17 protein-coding genes are annotated in these 17,095 nt (G+C 66.7%); 8 read left to right on the forward strand and 9 right to left on the reverse strand.

The features are described from left to right. Window positions 1–2: 2 nt before the first annotated feature. The 5 genes from NQ036_RS02690 to NQ036_RS02710 all read right to left on the reverse strand — a co-directional run bounded on the left by NQ036_RS02690 (window position 3) and on the right by NQ036_RS02710 (window position 4,498). Complete coding sequence (locus tag NQ036_RS02690; protein ID WP_257056993.1) at window positions 3–794, reverse strand: amino acid ABC transporter ATP-binding protein; 792 nt, start codon at window positions 792–794, stop codon at window positions 3–5. A 9-nt stretch (window positions 795–803) separates the two neighbouring features. Continuing rightward, on the reverse strand, window positions 804–1,685 hold the full coding sequence (locus tag NQ036_RS02695) for an amino acid ABC transporter permease (protein ID WP_257056994.1): 882 nt from the start codon (window positions 1,683–1,685) through the stop codon (window positions 804–806). After that, complete coding sequence (locus tag NQ036_RS02700; RefSeq protein ID WP_257056995.1) at window positions 1,682–2,575, reverse strand: ABC transporter substrate-binding protein; 894 nt, start codon at window positions 2,573–2,575, stop codon at window positions 1,682–1,684. The genes NQ036_RS02695 and NQ036_RS02700 overlap by 4 nt, the downstream gene beginning before the upstream one ends. After that, window positions 2,572–3,144, reverse strand: coding sequence for a helix-turn-helix domain-containing protein (locus NQ036_RS02705; protein WP_257056996.1), 573 nt, complete (start codon window positions 3,142–3,144; stop codon window positions 2,572–2,574). Before NQ036_RS02705 ends, NQ036_RS02700 begins: the two co-directional genes overlap by 4 nt. A 97-nt stretch (window positions 3,145–3,241) precedes the next feature. Next, a complete protein-coding gene (locus NQ036_RS02710; RefSeq protein ID WP_257056997.1) occupies window positions 3,242–4,498 on the reverse strand; it encodes an amidase in 1,257 nt (418 codons plus the stop codon). 145 nt (window positions 4,499–4,643) lie between these two features. On the opposite strand from NQ036_RS02710, the gene NQ036_RS02715 reads away from it, so the two are divergent. From NQ036_RS02715 to NQ036_RS02735, 5 genes are all read left to right on the forward strand, one after another. Continuing rightward, window positions 4,644–6,083: an aldehyde dehydrogenase family protein gene (locus NQ036_RS02715; protein ID WP_257056998.1), complete on the forward strand. Its 1,440-nt coding sequence runs from the start codon at window positions 4,644–4,646 to the stop codon at window positions 6,081–6,083. Between the two features lie 47 nt (window positions 6,084–6,130). Beyond that, window positions 6,131–7,222, forward strand: coding sequence for a Zn-dependent alcohol dehydrogenase (locus NQ036_RS02720; RefSeq protein ID WP_257048426.1), 1,092 nt, complete (start codon window positions 6,131–6,133; stop codon window positions 7,220–7,222). A 141-nt stretch (window positions 7,223–7,363) separates the two neighbouring features. Beyond that, entirely contained in the window at window positions 7,364–7,981 is a 618-nt protein-coding gene (locus NQ036_RS02725) for a TetR/AcrR family transcriptional regulator (RefSeq protein WP_257048425.1), read from the forward strand. Window positions 7,982–7,997: 16 nt separating this feature from the next. Continuing rightward, window positions 7,998–9,425: an MFS transporter gene (locus NQ036_RS02730; protein ID WP_257057000.1), complete on the forward strand. Its 1,428-nt coding sequence runs from the start codon at window positions 7,998–8,000 to the stop codon at window positions 9,423–9,425. Between the two features lie 32 nt (window positions 9,426–9,457). Further along, the gene (locus NQ036_RS02735; protein ID WP_257048423.1) at window positions 9,458–10,756 is read left to right on the forward strand and encodes an amidohydrolase family protein; all 1,299 of its coding nucleotides are present in this window, start codon (window positions 9,458–9,460) and stop codon (window positions 10,754–10,756) included. Window positions 10,757–10,903: 147 nt separating this feature from the next. Here NQ036_RS02735 and NQ036_RS02740 read toward each other — a convergent pair whose 3' ends face one another. Next, window positions 10,904–11,155, reverse strand: coding sequence for a hypothetical protein (locus NQ036_RS02740; protein ID WP_257048422.1), 252 nt, complete (start codon window positions 11,153–11,155; stop codon window positions 10,904–10,906). A 96-nt stretch (window positions 11,156–11,251) separates the two neighbouring features. Between NQ036_RS02740 and NQ036_RS02745 the strand changes: the two genes are divergently transcribed. Continuing rightward, window positions 11,252–12,160: an alpha/beta fold hydrolase gene (locus NQ036_RS02745; RefSeq protein WP_257048421.1), complete on the forward strand. Its 909-nt coding sequence runs from the start codon at window positions 11,252–11,254 to the stop codon at window positions 12,158–12,160. A gap of 104 nt (window positions 12,161–12,264) precedes the next feature. Here the strand turns inward: NQ036_RS02745 and NQ036_RS02750 are convergent, their stop codons facing one another. Next, window positions 12,265–13,050: an acetoin reductase gene (locus NQ036_RS02750; protein WP_257048419.1), complete on the reverse strand. Its 786-nt coding sequence runs from the start codon at window positions 13,048–13,050 to the stop codon at window positions 12,265–12,267. A 196-nt stretch (window positions 13,051–13,246) separates the two neighbouring features. Here NQ036_RS02750 and NQ036_RS02755 point away from each other — a divergent pair, with 196 nt between their 5' ends. Together NQ036_RS02755 and NQ036_RS02760 are read left to right on the forward strand one after the other, a co-directional pair. Beyond that, a complete protein-coding gene (locus tag NQ036_RS02755) occupies window positions 13,247–14,335 on the forward strand; it encodes a hydantoinase/carbamoylase family amidase (RefSeq protein WP_257057002.1) in 1,089 nt (362 codons plus the stop codon). Window positions 14,336–14,376: 41 nt separating this feature from the next. Next, window positions 14,377–14,586, forward strand: coding sequence for a hypothetical protein (locus tag NQ036_RS02760; protein WP_257057004.1), 210 nt, complete (start codon window positions 14,377–14,379; stop codon window positions 14,584–14,586). 63 nt (window positions 14,587–14,649) lie between these two features. Here the strand turns inward: NQ036_RS02760 and NQ036_RS02765 are convergent, their stop codons facing one another. Together NQ036_RS02765 and NQ036_RS02770 are read right to left on the reverse strand one after the other, a co-directional pair. Continuing rightward, window positions 14,650–15,513 (reverse strand): NUDIX domain-containing protein, encoded by an 864-nt coding sequence (locus NQ036_RS02765; RefSeq protein WP_257057006.1) that lies wholly within the window; start codon window positions 15,511–15,513, stop codon window positions 14,650–14,652. After that, the gene (locus NQ036_RS02770) at window positions 15,510–17,072 is read right to left on the reverse strand and encodes a class I adenylate-forming enzyme family protein (protein WP_257057007.1); all 1,563 of its coding nucleotides are present in this window, start codon (window positions 17,070–17,072) and stop codon (window positions 15,510–15,512) included. The genes NQ036_RS02765 and NQ036_RS02770 overlap by 4 nt, the downstream gene beginning before the upstream one ends. Window positions 17,073–17,095 lie beyond the last annotated feature (23 nt).

Here is a 17,095-nt window from a genome sequence, read left to right on the forward strand (position 1 = left end):
ACTCACGCTCCCTGGAGTTCGGCGAAGAAGGTCTGTGCACGTTCGTTTCGGGTTCCGGTGATCACCTCGGCCGGTGTGCCGTCCTCGACGATCACCCCGCCGTCCATGAACACCACGCGATCGGCCACGTCCATGGCGAACTGCACCTGATGGGTCACGACGATCATCGTCATGCCCTCCGCTGCCAGCTGCTTCATCACGGTGAGCACCTCGCCCACCAGTTCCGGGTCCAGCGCGGATGTCGGCTCGTCGAACAGCATGACCCTGGGCTTCATCGCCAGAGCCCTGGCGATGGCCACTCGCTGTTGCTGACCGCCGGACAACTGGGCCGGATAGGCATCGCCGCGATCCCCCAGGCCGACCCGCTCGAGTTGTCTCCGCCCCTCGGCCAGCGCCTCGACCCTGGGCATCCGCTTGACGTGGATGGGGGCCTCGATGACATTCTCCAACGCCGTCATATGCGGGAACAGGTTGAAGCGCTGGAAGACCATGCCGATGTTCTGCCTGCTCCTGGCCAGGGCGTCTGATTTGGCGATGCGCAGAACGCCGGGGCCCTCCTCCACATAGCCCACCCGCTCGCCGAAGACGAAGATGTCGCCGCCGGAGACGATCTCCAGCCTGTTGATGCATCGCAGGAGCGTCGATTTGCCCGAACCGGAAGGACCCAGCAGGCACACCACCTGGCCTTCGCCCACCTGGAAGGTGATGTCCTTGAGAACCTCGTTGTCGCCGAAGCTCTTGGACACGTGCGAGAGTTCTACCGCAGGGCCGGTAGCGGTTGTTGTGTCGACCATTGCGAGTCCCTACTTTCCGGTGATGACGTGGGTGCTGCGGTTGAAGTGCCGTTCGATCCGGTTCTGCACCAGGGTCAGGAGCGACACGATGATCAGGTACCAGATCGACGCGACGAGCAGCAGCGGAATGACCTGGAAGTTCGTCGAGTAGATGATCTGGGAGGAGTACAGCAGGTCGTTCAAAGCGATCACACTGACAATCGACGTGGTCTTGAGCATGGAGATGACCTGGTTCCCCGTGGGCGGGATGATCACGCGCATCGCCTGCGGCAGAATGATGCGGAACATGACCTGCGAGGGTCGCATCGCCACCGCCTCGGCCGCCTCGGTCTGCCCCTTGTCGATCGACATGATGCCCGACCGGATGATCTCGGCCATATAGGCGGCCTCGTGCAGGGCCAGGGCGAGGAAACCGGCCATGAAGGGACTGATGAGCTCATTGGCGTTGAATCCGACGAATACATCCGTGCCGGGAATCCCGATGCCGATCTTGGGGAAGAGCGCAGCCATATTGAACCAGAACAGCAACTGCACCAGCAGGGGTATTCCGCGGAAGATCCAGATGTAACCCTCGGCCAGAATCTGCAGTTGAGTGGCATTGGACAGCTTCATCAGCGCCAGCACCGCACCCAGGACGATGCCCGCGGCCATCGCGCAAACGGTCAGGAGCAGGGTATTGACGATGCCGACCAGGATGTTCGGGTCGAACATGAAGGAGCCGACGGTGCCCCATTTGAAGTTGGGGTTGACCGCGATGACGATGACCAGCGCGATCACCAGGACCAGCACGATGTATCCGAAGACCCGGGTCCCCGTCTTCTTCGGCGCCAGGATCGTGCTGCTCGGGGTGCGGGAGCCCGCCCCTGGAATGGTGGGAGTGGGAGAACTCATTTCACGACCTTCGCTTCCTTCACGGCCAAATGGTCCATGCCGTACGACTTGAGAATCCGTTCATATGTGCCGTTGTCGATCAGTTCCTGCAGCGCAGCCGACAGCGCTTCGATCAGCCCGTCGCCCTTGGGCGCGCCGACGCCCACATTGGAGCCCTTGACCTCGCCGGCGCGTTCGATCCGCGGTTCCTTGGAGGACGCATAGGCCAGTACCGGACCGTCCGTCACGGTGGCGTCGACCCGGCCGCTGAGCAGCGCCAGAGCCGCTTTCTGCTGATCGGGGAAGGCTGCGATGTCGATCTTGGGTTCGCCCTTGTCCACGCACGACTGTGAGTACTCGGGCAGGGTGTCGGTCATCTGGAACGAACCGTTCGACACCCCGATCCTCCGCCCACACATATGGTCCAGGTCGATGCCCTGCGGATTGCCCGCCTGGACTCCCAACCCGGATGCGGAGAAGTAGTATTCGGCGAAGTCCAGGACCTTCAAACGGGCATCGGTGATGCTGAAGTTGGAGAACACCGCGTCGTAGCGCCCGGCCTCGATTCCGGGAATGATCTGGTCGATCGGCACACCGGTGATCTCTACTTTCACGCCCAGCACCGCGCCCACCTGGCGGGCCAGGTCCGGGTTGAACCCCTCGACCTCGCCCGTGGCGGTATCCGGTACGTTCAAGGGAGCGGTGCCGTCGCTCATGACGATCCGCAGTTTGCCCGCCTGTTTGAACTTCTCCGGTAGCTTGTCGGCAGCCGCCTGGACCTTCTGCGCTGCGGGGATCGGTGCTCCTTCCCTCATCGCACCCGTGGTCTGCGTCTTCACGGGGGCGCACGCCGTGGCCGAGGCGATGGCCAGGGCCGCACAGGCGATGGCCGCCCAGCGCCTCATCTTCATCGTCTTCCGCCTTTCTGCCGGATGACCGTCCAGTGCAGACGGGCATCCTCATCGCTTCGGTTGGAGAATTCGTGTTCGACCTCGGAGGGGAAGGTGATGCTGTCCCCCGAGTCGAGGACCGCCGTCGACTGGTCGAGCCTGACGGTGACGTGCCCGGCGATCACATAGATGACCTCGGTGCACCCGGGGTGCCGATTCGCGCCGCCGGTCGCTCCACCCGGTTTGAGATCCACTTCGTACACGTCGAAGCCGGACCCCTTCTCCTTGATCAGGGCCTTCTTGACGATCCTGGCGTCGGCTCGGAGGACTTCGCGGTCCGCCGCGCGGATGGGGTCCAGCTGCGGCGCCGACTCTGCGAACAGGTCCGCGATCGTCATATCCAGGGCCTGACACAGGCGGCTGATGATCGAGACCGAGGCATGCGACCGACCGCTCTCGATCGCACTGACATGGCTGACACTGATGTCGACGGCAGCGGCCAGGGCACGCATGGACTTCCCGCTCATCAAGCGTGCGGTCTTCAGGCGCGCACCGAGCAGTTCAAGGTCTGCGTCCACTGCCTCGTTCATGCCCTCACCCGTGTCTGCCTCAGCGAACACCTATGGAAAAGTGTTCTGTGTCACGGACAGCATATATGTGATGTACAGCATATTCAATGGATGTGCACTACAGCCCCGCGGCGAACTCCAGCAGTTGCAGGTCCCACCCGGGGCGCGCGGCGATCTGCACACTCATCGGGCCACCCCGACCGTCCGTCAGCAACCCGCCCGCAGCATCGCGCAGGGGCACCATGATCGCAGGCCAGCCCAGAATGTTGAATGGCACCGTATAGGCGATCATCCTGGCGCTGATGTCAGGATCGGCCGCAGCCTCGAACCAGGTGGGAACTTGGCAGGTGAAGGCGGGGGTGAGCAGGAAGTCGGCCCCCGCCGAACCCTCCCCGTCCAGCAGCGCGAGCGCGCGCACCCGCAGGTCCGCGGCCTCGGCGCAGGCGGCATCGTAGGCATCCTGGCCGATGTCCGCTCCCCGGGCCAGGCGCTCGGCCACCCGCGGCAGCATCCGCTCACGCTGCTTCGACAACAACTCGCGGGTCACCAAATAGGACTCGTGCCGGCGGATCGGTTCGTAGAGTTCGGCTGCCTTGGCGAAGACATCCTGCCAGGCCCGCGCCCGCTCATCGTCGTCCATCCACGCTTCCATGGATACGCCTTCAACGGCCGCCAGCACCGAGGCGTCAACGCGCGGCTCGACAGCCACCTCGTCAGCATCAGCACCGGCGCGGGCCCCACCGACCAAACCCGTGAAGGCCCGGGCGACGATCTCGACGTCGGCGCCCAGCAGTCCCACCGTGTCGCAACTGGGCGCCAGCGGGAACACCCCGGCCGCGGGCAGGGCCCCATGCGTCGGCTTGAACCCGACGACACCGCAGCAGGCTGCGGGCGCCCGCACCGAACCAGCGGTATCGGTCCCGACGGCCAGGGGCACCGCGCCGGCCGCAACCAGCACCGCCGAACCGTTGCTGGATCCGCCGGTCACCAGGTCCTCGCCCCGGGGATTGATCGAGCGACCATTCGCCGACTCGCCGCCGACGATGTTATAGGAGAACTCCTGGCAGTTGGCCTTCGCCACGGTGACGGCGCCCAACCCTTCCAGAGCCTCGACGATCGGTGCGGTCCGCGTGGCGGGATCTGGCCCCACTTCCACCCGACTGCCCACCCCGGTGCGGTATCCGGCCACGTCCACAATGTCCTTGACCGCCAATGGCACGCCCGCCAACGGGCCCGCGAAAGCCGAACCCTCCGGACCGCCGGCCCCCGCCACCAGGCGCTCCGCCCGCTCACCGGTCACCGTGGCCACCGCGTTGTAACGGTGACCTGCGGCCACGACCCGCTCCATCACCGATGCCAGTTCGCTTGGGTTCATACGCGCCATCCTAAGTGACGACTCGGAGACATATAAGACAGAAATTCGGACAGATAAACATCCCCTAATGGGAGTAAGCTCATAACCAATGCACGATCATTGATCGATCGTTCCGTATGTTGTTTTAGGAGGACAGGCACACATCATGGCCTATGCATCAACGAATCCCTTCACAAACGAAGTCGTCAAAACCTTCCCCTCCGCCACCGACGCCGAAGTCGATGCAGCTCTGGACCGGGCCCAGGCGGCATTCCCGGCCTGGCGTGACACCCCGCTGGCCGAACGCGCGGCGATCTTCCACCGCGCAGCGGACCTGATGCGCGACCGCGCGGATGAACTGGGCAAGCTCGCCACCCTGGAAATGGGCAAGCTGCTGGCCGAGGGCATCACCGAGGCGAAGAAAACCGTGCCGGCGATCATCGACTGGCTGGCGGACACCGCAGATGAGGCGCTGCGCCCCGATGTCCGCGGACAGAACGCCCAGGGCAATGGCGGCGCCGTCGTGACCTACGCGGCCGAGGGCATCGTGTTCTCCATCGAACCGTGGAACGTCCCCTTCTACCAGGCCGTGCGCGGCTTCGCACCGGCTGCCATCGCTGGCAATGTCGTGCTCCTCAAGCACGCCTCGATCGTCCCGCAGTGCGCCCAGGCGATCGTCGATCTGTTCCACGAGGCGGGCCTGCCGGAAGGGGTCTGGCAGAACCTCTACGCCACCCACGAACAGGCCGACCGCATCATCGCCGACCCCCGCATCCGCGCCGTCACGCTCACCGGCAGCGACACCGCCGGGCGCCACGTTGCCGCCCGTGCCGGGCAGGCGGCCCGTCGGACCGTGCTGGAACTCGGCGGCCAGGACGCCTTCATCGTGCTCGACGACGCAGAACCGGCCGCCGCTGCCCAGGCCGGCGTGGGCGGCCGTTGCTTCAATGGCGGTCAGATCTGCATCTCGCCCAAGCGCATGATCGTCCTGGACTCCGTGGCCGATGAGTTCGAAGCGACTCTGCGCGCCACGGCGGATGCCTACACCGTCCCCGGCGACCCCATGGATCCCACGACCACTCTCGCCCCGATGTCCTCGCAGTCCCAGGCGGACACGGTCAAGGAGCAGATCGCACGGGCCGTTGCGGCCGGCGCAACCGCCACCGAACTCGGCGGTGCCGTCCCGGACACCGGTGCCTTCGTGCCCTTCACCCTGCTGACCGGCGTCACCGCGGACAACCCGCTGTTCCACGAGGAGATCTTCGGCCCCGTCATCATGCTCTTCCGCGTTCCCGACGAGGCCGCGGCAATCGACTTGGCCAATGACTCGCCCTTCGGCCTGTCCGGCTCCGTGTGGAGCACCGATCCCGCACACGCCTTCGCGGTCGCCTGCAAGGTCGACTCCGGCCAGCTGGGCATCAACATGCCGATCGGCTCCGGTGGCCCCGCCATCCCCTTCGGCGGTGTCAAGGACTCCGGTTACGGTATCGAACTGGGCATCGAGGGCATCCGCGGCTTCTGCAATATCAAGCCCGTCGACATCCCCGCCGACTATCGTGCCGAGGTCTCCTCCGACGGCGCGGTCTCCATCGTCCCGGCCCCCTGAGGGTCCGGACTCTCATCCACCCCTGTAAAACAGAAAGCGAAAACTACATGAAGGCAGCAGTCCTGACCGAAGTCGGTCAGAAGTTCCAGATCCTCGACGTCGAGATCGCCAATCCAATCGGCCACGAAGTCCTGGTGGACGTCAAGGCCTCTGGCCTGTGCCACTCCGACCTGCACGTCGCCGACCACGGCTACGGCTACTCGTTCCCGATGGTCCTGGGCCATGAGGCCACCGGCGTCGTCGCCGCGGTCGGCCCCGATGTCGAGGACTTCAAGGTCGGCGACCACGTCGTCGGTTCACTCATCGCCCCCTGTGGCAACTGCCGGAAGTGCCGTGCCGGCCAGGGCTACCGCTGCACCCGCCCCACCGCTCTGCTGCGCGGCGCGGATGAAGAGCCGCGCCTGAGCATCGACGGCAAGCCGGTCAACCAGATGTTCGGCATCGGCGGCTTCGCCGAGCAGGTCCTGGCACACGAGAACCAGCTGGCCAAGATCCCCGACGCGATCCCATTCCCGCAGGCCGCTGTCCTGGGCTGTGGCGTGCTCACCGGCGCCGGCACCGTGATCAATACTGCGCGGGTCCGGCCCGGCGAGACCGTCGCCGTGGTCGGCCTGGGCGGTGTGGGCCTCAACGCGATCAACGGTGCCCGCCTGGCAGGCGCCTCGCAGATCATCGGCGTCGACATCCAGCCGGCCAAGGAGGACGTCGCCAAGAAGTTCGGCGCCACGCACTTCGTCAACTCCGGCGATGCCGATGCGGTCGACCAGGTCAAGGCCCTGACCGGCGGGGGTGCCGACCATGTGCTCGAGGTCGTGGGGGCGCCCGTGACCCAGCGCCTGGCCGTGCAGCTGGCCGGGCAGGGCGGTGGCGTGTACTTCATCGGCATGTCCTCACCGGACAATGAACTGCCCGTGAACACCATGGCCGAGTTCGTGCTGGGCCAGAAGTCCCTGGTGGGCGTGTACATGGGGTCGTCGGAGATCAAGCACGACATCCCGATGTACGCCCAGTACTACCAGGACGGTCGCTTCAACCTGGATGATCTGATCTCCCAGGAGGTCGCCCTGTCCGACATCAACGACGTCTACGAGGAGCTCAAGGCCGGCAAGCTGGCCCGCAGCATCATCACCTCCTTCTGAGACCGCCCTGGGTTTCTGAAGCAGTCCTAGCAGCAGCCATCCGGGTCCCCGCACGGACCCGGGTGGCTGCTTTCTCTGTGCGCCCCTTTCGATACGGAACGCTCCGTTGCATAAACGGGGTGATATATGACACCCGTGATCATGACCGCTGCCACAACAGACGGACGCCCGCGCGATGCGGAACTCACCGCCCGGCTCCTGCAGATCACCCGCGACGCCATCGAGGCCGAGGGCTTTGCGAGCCTGCGCATCGAGAAGATCGCCAGGGAGGCAGGCTGTTCGAAGAACGCGATCTACCGCAGGTGGGGCAGCAAGGAGGAACTGACGGCCGCCGCACTGCTCGACGGGATCGACCTCGGCAGCGTCCCCAACACCGGGTCCACCGTCGAGGACCTGCTGGATCACGCCTGGCACCACCTGCACGGCTTCGCGCGGGCAGGGCGGAACCCGGGGCTGTTCAACGCCATGGTCGATCCGGGGGTCACCCCACTGATCGCCCAGCACTACATGCGGCCCAGGCACGCCCTGGGACTCGAGATCCTGCAGCGGGCCATCGCCCGCGGCGAACTCCCGGCGGACACCGACACCGACCTGATCCTCGACACGATCGCGGGTCTGACCCTGTTCCGGGTGTCCGTCAAACCCGAACACCATGCAGACGGCATAGTCGCCCACCGACGATCGCATCGCGCGATCATCACCGCCCTGCTCGCAACACCGCCGCGGCGCACAGCCGCCACGGCATCCGACCGACACTGAGAAAGACCCTCAACAGGTGACAAACGCAGGGGCACAAACCCCACAGACAACGGACTCCAGAAGCGGCAAACGCGTATTGGCAGTCGTCGGATTCCTGGTATTCGTGGAATTCTCCTCCGGCTTCCTCCAGGGCTTCTACCTGCCGGTGATCAATGAGATCAAGGAGCACCTGAACGCGACCGATGCCAGCATCGCCTGGTTCATCACCGTCCAATCCCTGGCCGCCGGCGTCTGCGTTCCCGTCCTGGCCAAGCTCGGCGACATCTTCGGACACCGCAGAATACTGCGCATTGCAATCCTCGCCGTCCTCGTGGGCACCGCACTCGTCGCCTTCGCGCCCAACCTGCCCCTGGTCCTGTTCGGCCGGGTGCTGTGCGGACCCCTGGCGGTCTGGCTGCCCCTGGAATTGGCGATCGTGCACAATCAGATCCACGGCGAGACCGCGCGCAGGGCGATCGGCATGCTGATCTCGGCCCTGACGATCGGCGCCCTGATCGGCTCCCTGGCCGCCGGCGCGGCCTCGGCCCTGATCGGCTCCCTGGTGGTCCGCCTGGCGATCCCCGTCATCATCGTCGCGATCTCCGCCGTCTTCGTCTTCACCCTAGTGCCCGAGTCCACGGTCCGCGCCAATCCCCGGATCGACTGGCCCGGCTTCATCCTGCTGGCCGTCTTCATGCTGGTCCTGCTCTGGGGCATCAACATGCTCAAGGCCTCCCCCGGCCTGGGCGTCGTGCTCGTCGTCGTGGCCCTGGTCCTGATGGCCTGCTTCGTCTGGTTCGAACTGCGCGCCGACGCCCCCGCCATCAACCTGCGGGTCCTGTTCTCGAACCGGCTGTGGCCGGTCTACGCGACCTCGTTCCTGTTCGGCATCGTGCTCTTCGGCACCCAGTCGATCACCACCACCTTCCTGGCCGGCAAGCCGGAGCTCGCGGGCTACGGCTTCGGCCTGACCGCGGGCCAGATCTCGCTGTTCACCGGGTTAAACACCCTGCTGGGCGCGGTCGGCGCGGCCGTCTACGCCTTCATCGCCCAGAAGATCACCCTGCGCGGCGTGCTGATGACTGGCACCGGCGCGATCGCGGTGGCCCAGCTGCTGCTCATCTTCGGCCACGCAGCCTTCCCCGTGGTCATCGTCTCGGTGGCCCTGGCCGGCCTGGGCGGCGGCTTCCTGCTCGGCGGCCTGCCCGCTGCCACGGCCGAGGTCGCACCGGCCGACGAGACCGGTATCGCCACCGGCATCTACAATTCCGTCAAGACCCTGGGCGGCGCCGTGGCCGGCGCAATCTTCGCCAGCGTGCTCGCAGCCTTCGTGATCCCCGAAGCCCACGCGGCCTCGGCCACGGGCTATGTCACCGTGTGGATCATCTGCGCGGTGGCCACCGGGGTGTGCCCCTTCATCCTGCTGCTTCTGCGCAGCAGCCACTCGCGCACGCCTGTAGCGTGAGACAGACCACCCGAAGAATAAAAGGAGCGACAATGCAAACCGCACTTCTCCCGCAGGTGCCCGCCAGCGATACCCATCTTCTGCTGACAGGCGCCCGGCTGATCGACGGCACCGGTGACGCGCCGCTGGACAATGCCGAAATCGAGATCGCCGACGGCCGCATCGTCTACGCCGGTCCGTCCCGCGACGCGGCGTCGGCCGGTGCCACCGTAGTGGACCTGGCCGGCAAGACGATCATGCCCGGCTTCATCGACGCCCACGTCCACCTGGCCATGTCGATCGAGGACCGCGCGGCCGACACCGCCCGGTTCATGTCCGAACGCGTCTTCCGCGGGGCCCTCAACGCCCGCAAGACGCTCATGGCGGGTGTCACCACCGCCCGCGACCTGGGCGGGATCGACCCCGGCTTCCGCGCCGCGATCGCCGCCGGACTGGTCCAGGGCCCCCGCCTCCACCTGGCGCTGACACCCCTGTCACCCACCGGCGGGCACTCGGACCACCACCTGCCCAATGGAACGCAGACCGGGGACCTGTCCCCGATCGACCCGATCATCGACACCGACGACGACGTCCGCCGGACCGTGCGGACCCTGGTGCGCACAGGCGCCGACGTCATCAAGGTCTGCACCACCGGCGGCGTTTCCAGCCCCTCGGACACCCCGGACGACGTGGGCGTGCCGGCCGAACACGTGGCCCTGATCAACCACGAGACCGCCAAGCGCGCGGGACAGCCGGTGGCCGCCCACGCACAGGGCGCAGAGGGCATCAAGGAGGCCATCCGCGGCGGCGTCCGCTCGGTCGAGCACGGCTACGACATCGACGACGAGGGCATCGCCCTGATGCTCGAGCACGACACCTTCCTGGTGCCGACGCTCTCCAGCGCGCTGCGCGTGCCGGACCCCGCCCTGGTGCCGGACTACCTGTACCAGAAGAAGGTGAAGTGGTCGGCGATCGCACGCGAGCGCGTGGCCGCGGCCTTCGCCGCGGGCGTCAAGGTCGCCCTGGGCACCGATGCCGGCATCTGCCCCCACGGTGTGAACCTGCGCGAGGCCGCGCACGCGGTCGAACTGGGTCTGAGCCCCATGCAGGCGATCGTGGCCGGGACGAAGAACGCGGCGGAGCTCATGCGCCTCGACGCCGATCTGGGCACCGTGGAGGCCGGCAAGCTGGCCGACCTGATCGTGGTCGACTTCGACCCGCTGGCCGATATCGACCCGCTGGCGAAGCCGGAGAACGTCCGTGGGGTGGTCCAGGGCGGGCACATCGTCAAGGACGCCTCCGGCTGGTTCGCCTCCGCCGGGGTGCCGACGACGGGAACCGCACTGGGCTAACGGCTCAGCCGCTCCCAGGCCAGGGTCGCCAGGGCCGCCGCCTGATCCGGCAGATAGGAGTCGTCGAACTGCACCAGCGGAGAGTGGTTCGCCGGCCCCGTCTCCGGGTCGACGTCGGCGGGCGCGATCTGGCCTGGACTTACTGCATCAGTCGGCGTCTTGGGGATCGGCGGGTCCCGGTCCCTTCTGAGTCCTCGGATCAGTCCACTGGTCAACGCCGGAATCCGAGACGCGCTCAGGATTGTCGTGCGAGACGGAGTGCTCGTTGATGATCAGGTGGGTGCCGTCAGACTGGACGATGGCTTCATCGCCATAGCGTGCGGCTTCCTCCTGGGTCAGGTCCTGAGTCGCTTCGAAATCGGCTTCGGTGCCGCGGGCGATCGGCTGCTGCTTGGTCATGACATGTACCTCCTGCAGATTGCACGTACTCATGAAACGCCCCCGGCCCGGATCTCATTCCCCCTGCATCGCATTCCCCCTGCCTAGACTCGATACATGAGTATTCCAAGCAGCCTTGCCCCATTCCTGCACCCGGCCGACCGCTATCCCGGTATCGTCACGCACACCGGAATACTGCACCTCGACGGAATCGACCTCTACGTCGAACATCACCTGGGCGCGGCGGCCGATCCGCATGCCATCCCCCTGTTGGCCCTACACGGTGTGGGTGGCAGCAGTGCTCAGCTGTGGCCGGAGATCACCCGGATCGGCCAGGACCGGCCGGTCATCGCCCTCGACTTCCGGGGCCATGGCCGCTCCACGCGCCCCGCCGCATACACCTTGGACGATCACGTGGCCGATGCTCTGGCGGTCGTCGCCGCCTTCGAACTCTCCCGGTTCGCCGTACTCGGCTACTCGATGGGCTCCTATGTGGCCCCAGGGGTCGCCCGGGCGACCCGTCCCGGATCCGCTGCCGCGGAGGCGGTGGGCCTCATCGCAGCCGTCAGCCGCCTCGACGGTAAAGTCTCTGGAACCGTCGCCCTGATGCAGCGCCGCGCCGCGGACTTCGCAGGGGTCGAGCCCGAACGGGTCAGGGAGGTGCTTGCCGGATTCCTGCATTCGCCCAGTGCGTCCGCCGCCGCGCTGCAGCGGGTCCGGGAATTCACCGATATCCCCGGACATCCGGAGTTGGAGTTGTCGCCGGAGCAGTACGAGTTGGCCAACGCCGCGCTGGCCGGATTCGACAATTCCGGGGTCTATGCGGACCTGGACCTGCCCGTTCTGGTCATCAGCGGAGCCGACGACGAACTCAACCCGCCGGCCGAGGGGGCCAGGGTCGCGCGGGCGGCCGAGGGAGCACAGTTCGTCACCGTGCCCGGTGCCGGGCACCTGATGAGTGTCGAGAGGCCCGATGAGTACACCGAGCCGATCCGCAGGTTCCTCAACGGCCTCGGACACCCATAACGGGCCAGAAGACGAGCAGGCGGTTGTGTGTGGTTTTAGACCACACACAACCGCCTGCTTCATTCGGCTACCGGACCGATCGCGGCCCGGGCGGAACGCATCACTCAGTTGTAGAGCATGCCACCGTCGACCAGCAGGGTCTGGCCGGTGACGTAGTCCGCATTGTCCGAGGCGAAGAACGACACCACGCCGGCGACGTCGTCCGGGGTCTCAATACGACCCAGGGCGATGCCCTCGACGTTGTCCTTGAGGTTCTCGCCCTTGGCCTTGCCGTTGAGCTTGCCCATCTCCTCATCGATCAGGTCCCACATGCCGGTGCCCACGATGCCGGGGGCCCAGGCGTTGACGGTGATGTTGCGCGGGGCCAGCTCCTGTGCGGCCACCTGCGTGATGCCGCGCACGGCGAACTTGCTGGCGGAGTAGGCGCCCAGGATCGGGAAGCCCTTGATGCCGGCGATCGAGGAGGCCGAGATGATCTTGCCCTTCTCCTTGCCCAGTTCCTTGAACTTCGCAGATGCCGCCTGGATGCCGTAGATGACGGAGAAGACGTTGATGTTGAAGATCTTCTCCAGGTCCTCGGTCGTGATGTCGTCGATCGGCTTGACCTGGGCGATGCCGGCGTTGTTCGCGATGACATCGAAGCTGCCCAGCTGTTCGGCGGCCGCGTCGACTGCGGCGAAGACCTGATCGCGCTTCGAGACATCGGCGGCGACCCAGATCGCCTTACGGCCCAGATCCTCGATTTCCTTGACGACAGCGCGGCCCTTCTCCTCCTGGAAGGGGAGGTCGGCGACGGCGATGTCGAAGCCGTCGGCGGCCAGCTTCAGTGCGATGCCGCGGCCAATGCCCTGGCCTGCGCCGGTGACGAGTGCAACCTTGTTTTCAGCCATGATGTTCTCAGACCTTTCAATCTGCTTCGTGCCTTGTGAGTACATGTTCTAAGACAAATCCGAACCGAAGAACATTCCCGCCGAGCACTGGCCACACGTCCCTCTTTCGCACCCCGGCAGTGCGGATCCGCGCCGGGATTAGCCCTTCCGTCGGCTACACTCACAGGGACCCGGAAAGTGACACAGGAGACACCGCATGAGCGAACAGGATTTCGCCCGCACCTTCCCGCAGACGGGACGGCTCGACCTCGCCGCCGAAGCCCTGGCCCGGGCCGCCACACGCATTATGGAACGCTGCGATCAACTGGCCCTGGTCACCTCAACCCCGGGATCGATCACCCGCGTCTACCTGTCCCCCGAGCACGCCAGGGTCAACGCCCTGGCCGCAGACTGGATGCGCCAGGTCGGGATGACCACCTGGCAGGACGCCGCGGGCAACCAGCTGGGTCGGCTGCCTGCCCGCGACCCCGAGGCCCCCGCCCTGATGCTGGGCTCTCACCTGGACTCGGTCAAGGACGCCGGGCGCTACGACGGCATCATCGGAGTCCTCATGGCCATCGAAACAGTCGCCCTGCTGGCCGAACGAGACGGCGGGCGCATGGTCTCCCCCTTCCCCTTCGCCATCGAGGTCGCGGCCTTCAACGACGAGGAAGGCACCCGGTTCGGGCGCGCCATGATGGGTTCCTCGGCCGTGGCAGGCATCTTCGAGGAGTCCTGGCTCGACGCCACGGACGAACAGGGCGTGAGCCTACGGCAGGCCTATCTGGACTTCGGCCTGGACCCCACAGAGATCAGCAGGGCCGCGCACCCCGCCGATGGGCTGGTCGGCTACCTCGAAGCCCATATCGAACAGGGTCCGTACCTGGACCGGCGCGGCGAACCACTGGCGGTCGTATCCTCGATCGCCTCGGGCCAGCGTTTCGAGATCACCATCGACGGGCAGGCCCAGCACGCCGGCGGCACGCCGTACGACGCCAGACACGACGCCCTGCTGGGTGCGGCCGAGGCGGCCCTGGCGGTGGAGCGGATCTGCTCCACCGGGCACCACCTCATCGGCACCGTGGGACAGATCCAGCTGGCGCCGGGGGCGGCCAATGTGGTGCCGGGCCAGGCCACGTTCAGCCTGGACCTCCGCGGCGAATTCGACGGCTCACGGGGGACCACACGTGGGAACTACTGCAGCGGGAGTTCGACGCCATCTGCGGCAGGCGTGGGCTGCGCTGGAGCGCCCGCGAGTTCTACACAGCCGCAGCACTGGAGTGCACGCCGGGCTTCCAAGACATAATCCGGGAGGGAATCCGCTCGACCGTCAACGATTTCGTCGATGTGGACGGACCGCCCCAGCTGTTCAGCCCGGCCGGCCACGACGGCATGAAGATCGGTGAGCTGACGGATGTGGCCATGCTGTTCCTGCGCAATCCAGACGGGATCAGCCATGCCCCCGCCGAGGACGTCTCCGCCCCAGACGTGGCGTTGGGCCTGCGAGCCTTCGCCGAGGCGGTGGCCCACCTGGGCGCTGAGTCCGGCGCGGTCTAGCGTGCGGGTGCATGTCCAGGTATGAGCCACACCGCCGCAATCCACCCCGATCTGTATTATGATTTATTCGCTCTGGATCGCCGGCGAAACCTCATCCCAGACCCGGTCCAACTCGGACCCGAACTCCAGGCGCGGATTGTCCGCGTCCCCACCCAGATGGGGTTGGACCTCGGGCCGGCGGCGTTGCCATCCGGCTTGCACAGCGGCAGCGGCCGAATCGAACTCGAACAGCTCGGCGCACATCAGGATCTGCGGCGGCAGCATCGCGTGGGCCTTCCCCGCCCCACGCAGGGCATCGGCCACCGTGACCCAGCCGCCGGAGACCGATTCGCCACTGGCGTTGCGCGGCGCCTGGCCGGCAGGGGCCTCGGCGATAAGGAAATGGGCGCGGAACCGTTTGGGTTCGAACACCGGGGTGGTCCAGATCCGCCAGGGGGCCAGCAGATCCGAGCGCAACACCAGGTCACGATCCAGCAAGAACTCGCCCATCGAGGTCCGACGCGTCTCAAGCGCACGGCGATCGGACTCCCAAGCCGGATCGGACAGCTCCTGCAGGTCCGCACGACCAGCACCGCCGGCCAGCAGCACGCCGGCCTCCTCGAACAGCTCCCGGGCGGCCGCACAGACGATGGCCGCGGCCTCGTCCGCCGTGCAGCCCAGCCACTGTGCCCAGTCCGGTGGGAGCGCTGCGAGCGCCAGCGCATCCGAGGCGTCGACTCCCCCGCCGGGGAAGACCAACATATCGGGGGCGAAGGCCATGCTGGCCGGGCGCCGCTGCAGGAAGACCTCGAGGGAACCGGGCACCCCCGGACGCCCGCCGCGCACCAGCACAGTGGTCGCGGCGGCCCGCGGCTCCACGGGTTCAACACCCGCGCGCTCCCGGATGTGCGCCGCGAACCCCACGGGCAGCGCGTGTGGATCGATCATCCCCGCTCCACCCGGTCCCGCAGACGGTGCTTGAGCAGTTTGCCCGAGGGATTGCGCGGCAGGTCCTCCATCGTCTCAACGAAGCGGGGGATCTTGTAACGGGCGATTCGATCGGCCAGGAAGTCGCGCAGCTCCTCCACGCTCAACTCCTGCCCGTCGGTGGTCGTCACCACGGCCACGACCTGCTGGCCCCAGTCCGGGTCGGACTTCGCCACGACCGCCACATCCGCCACCCTTGGGTGTTCGGAGACCGCCTCCTCGACCTCCAGGGAGTACACGTTCTCCCCGCCGACGATGATGATGTCCTTGAGTCGGTCGACCACATAGTAGTAGCCGTCCTCATCCATCCGCGCGATGTCCCCGGTCTTGTACCAGGGGCCCTCGAACGCCGCAGCGGTCGCCTCGGGGTTCTTGAGGTATTCGAGCATCGCGGTGTCCGTATGGATCCAGATCTCCCCGGTCTCCCCCGGCCCGGCCTCGGACCCGTCGGCGCGCATCAGCTTCATATGCCCGCCGTACATCGCCGTCTTGCCGACGGAGCCGGCCTTGACGATCTGCTCCTCGGGCCACAGCAGGCTGCCGGCCGGGCCCAGTTCGCTCATCCCGTAGAGCTGCCGGTGCTCGCCCGGCTGGTAGTGCTCCAGGATGATCCGCGTGGTGGGCGCGTCGATGGGCGATCCGCCGAACATCCAGTGCCGCATCGTGGAGAAGTCCAGATCGGCGAAGTCGAGGCCGGCCGCCGGCAGGGCGCGCACGGGCGCCAGGAAGGCGATGTTCGGCCCGAAGAAGGCCGTGATCCGGTGCTGCCCGATCAGCTGAAAGGTCTCAACGGGGTTGAATTCGCGCTGCAGGAAGACGCTTCCGCCCATGAACAAGACCGGGGTGATGCACACGTTCAACGGCGCAGAGTGCCACACCGGCATGGCCACCAGCATCCGCTCATCGCGATCGTAGCCCTGGTTCGTCGACATCAGGAGCATCAGCGTGGACAGCCGCGCATGGCTGTGCACACAACCCTTGGGCGCACTGGTAGTCCCCGAGGTGTAGAGGATCAGCGCCGGCGCCTGATCGTCGGTGTGGGTCTCCCTGGCCCGAGGCGCGGCGGCGATGAGTGCGGCCAGTCCCGTTTCCGCGTCCTCGGCGCCGTTGTGCCCGCCGCCGGCGTGCGCGGTCGTGATCCACTCGATCCCACCCGCCCCGACCCGCGCGGTGTCCGCCAGATCGGGGCTGACCACGCCCAGCTTCGCCTCGGAGTGCCCGATGATGTAGGCGACCTCGCGGGCCGGCATCTTGTGGTTGACCGGGACGAACACTGCGCCCAGCTGCCAGACGGCGTAGGCGGTGAGGACGAACTCGGGCTCGTTGAAGGTCATGGCCGCGACCACGTCGCCCGGCCCGATCCCGCGCGCGGCCAACAGGCCGGCGGTGCGTTCGACGTCGGCGACCAGCTGTTCATAGGTCCAGGTGCGCGCAGCCGGGGCCTGGGCCCCGACCTCGGCCAGGGCGATGCGCTCAGGGGTGCGGGCCAGGCCCGCGTGCAGCATGGCGGTAAGCTTCATTGCTCGTCCTTCAGTGATTGAGA

It is taken from the genome of Brevibacterium sp. 91QC2O2, from assembly GCF_024580695.1.
GTDB lineage: Bacteria > Actinomycetota > Actinomycetes > Actinomycetales > Brevibacteriaceae > Brevibacterium > Brevibacterium moorei.

Bases quoted from the DNA above. Each gene is read 5' to 3' on its own strand.
- NQ036_RS02695 (WP_257056994.1), bottom strand. From the start codon at position 1,685: ATGAGTTCTCCCACTCCCACCATTCCAGGGGCGGGCTCCCGCACCCCG.
- NQ036_RS02725 (WP_257048425.1), top strand. From the start codon at position 7,364: ATGACCGCTGCCACAACAGACGGACGCCCGCGCGATGCGGAACTCACC.
- NQ036_RS02740 (WP_257048422.1), bottom strand. From the start codon at position 11,155: ATGACCAAGCAGCAGCCGATCGCCCGCGGCACCGAAGCCGATTTCGAA.
- NQ036_RS02735 (WP_257048423.1), top strand. From the start codon at position 9,458: ATGCAAACCGCACTTCTCCCGCAGGTGCCCGCCAGCGATACCCATCTT.
- NQ036_RS02700 (WP_257056995.1), bottom strand. From the start codon at position 2,575: ATGAAGATGAGGCGCTGGGCGGCCATCGCCTGTGCGGCCCTGGCCATC.
- NQ036_RS02750 (WP_257048419.1), bottom strand. From the start codon at position 13,050: ATGGCTGAAAACAAGGTTGCACTCGTCACCGGCGCAGGCCAGGGCATT.
- NQ036_RS02690 (WP_257056993.1), bottom strand. From the start codon at position 794: ATGGTCGACACAACAACCGCTACCGGCCCTGCGGTAGAACTCTCGCAC.
- NQ036_RS02710 (WP_257056997.1), bottom strand. From the start codon at position 4,498: ATGAACCCAAGCGAACTGGCATCGGTGATGGAGCGGGTCGTGGCCGCA.
- NQ036_RS02745 (WP_257048421.1), top strand. From the start codon at position 11,252: ATGAGTATTCCAAGCAGCCTTGCCCCATTCCTGCACCCGGCCGACCGC.
- NQ036_RS02715 (WP_257056998.1), top strand. From the start codon at position 4,644: ATGGCCTATGCATCAACGAATCCCTTCACAAACGAAGTCGTCAAAACC.
- NQ036_RS02755 (WP_257057002.1), top strand. From the start codon at position 13,247: ATGAGCGAACAGGATTTCGCCCGCACCTTCCCGCAGACGGGACGGCTC.
- NQ036_RS02720 (WP_257048426.1), top strand. From the start codon at position 6,131: ATGAAGGCAGCAGTCCTGACCGAAGTCGGTCAGAAGTTCCAGATCCTC.
- NQ036_RS02705 (WP_257056996.1), bottom strand. From the start codon at position 3,144: ATGAACGAGGCAGTGGACGCAGACCTTGAACTGCTCGGTGCGCGCCTG.
- NQ036_RS02765 (WP_257057006.1), bottom strand. From the start codon at position 15,513: ATGATCGATCCACACGCGCTGCCCGTGGGGTTCGCGGCGCACATCCGG.
- NQ036_RS02770 (WP_257057007.1), bottom strand. From the start codon at position 17,072: ATGAAGCTTACCGCCATGCTGCACGCGGGCCTGGCCCGCACCCCTGAG.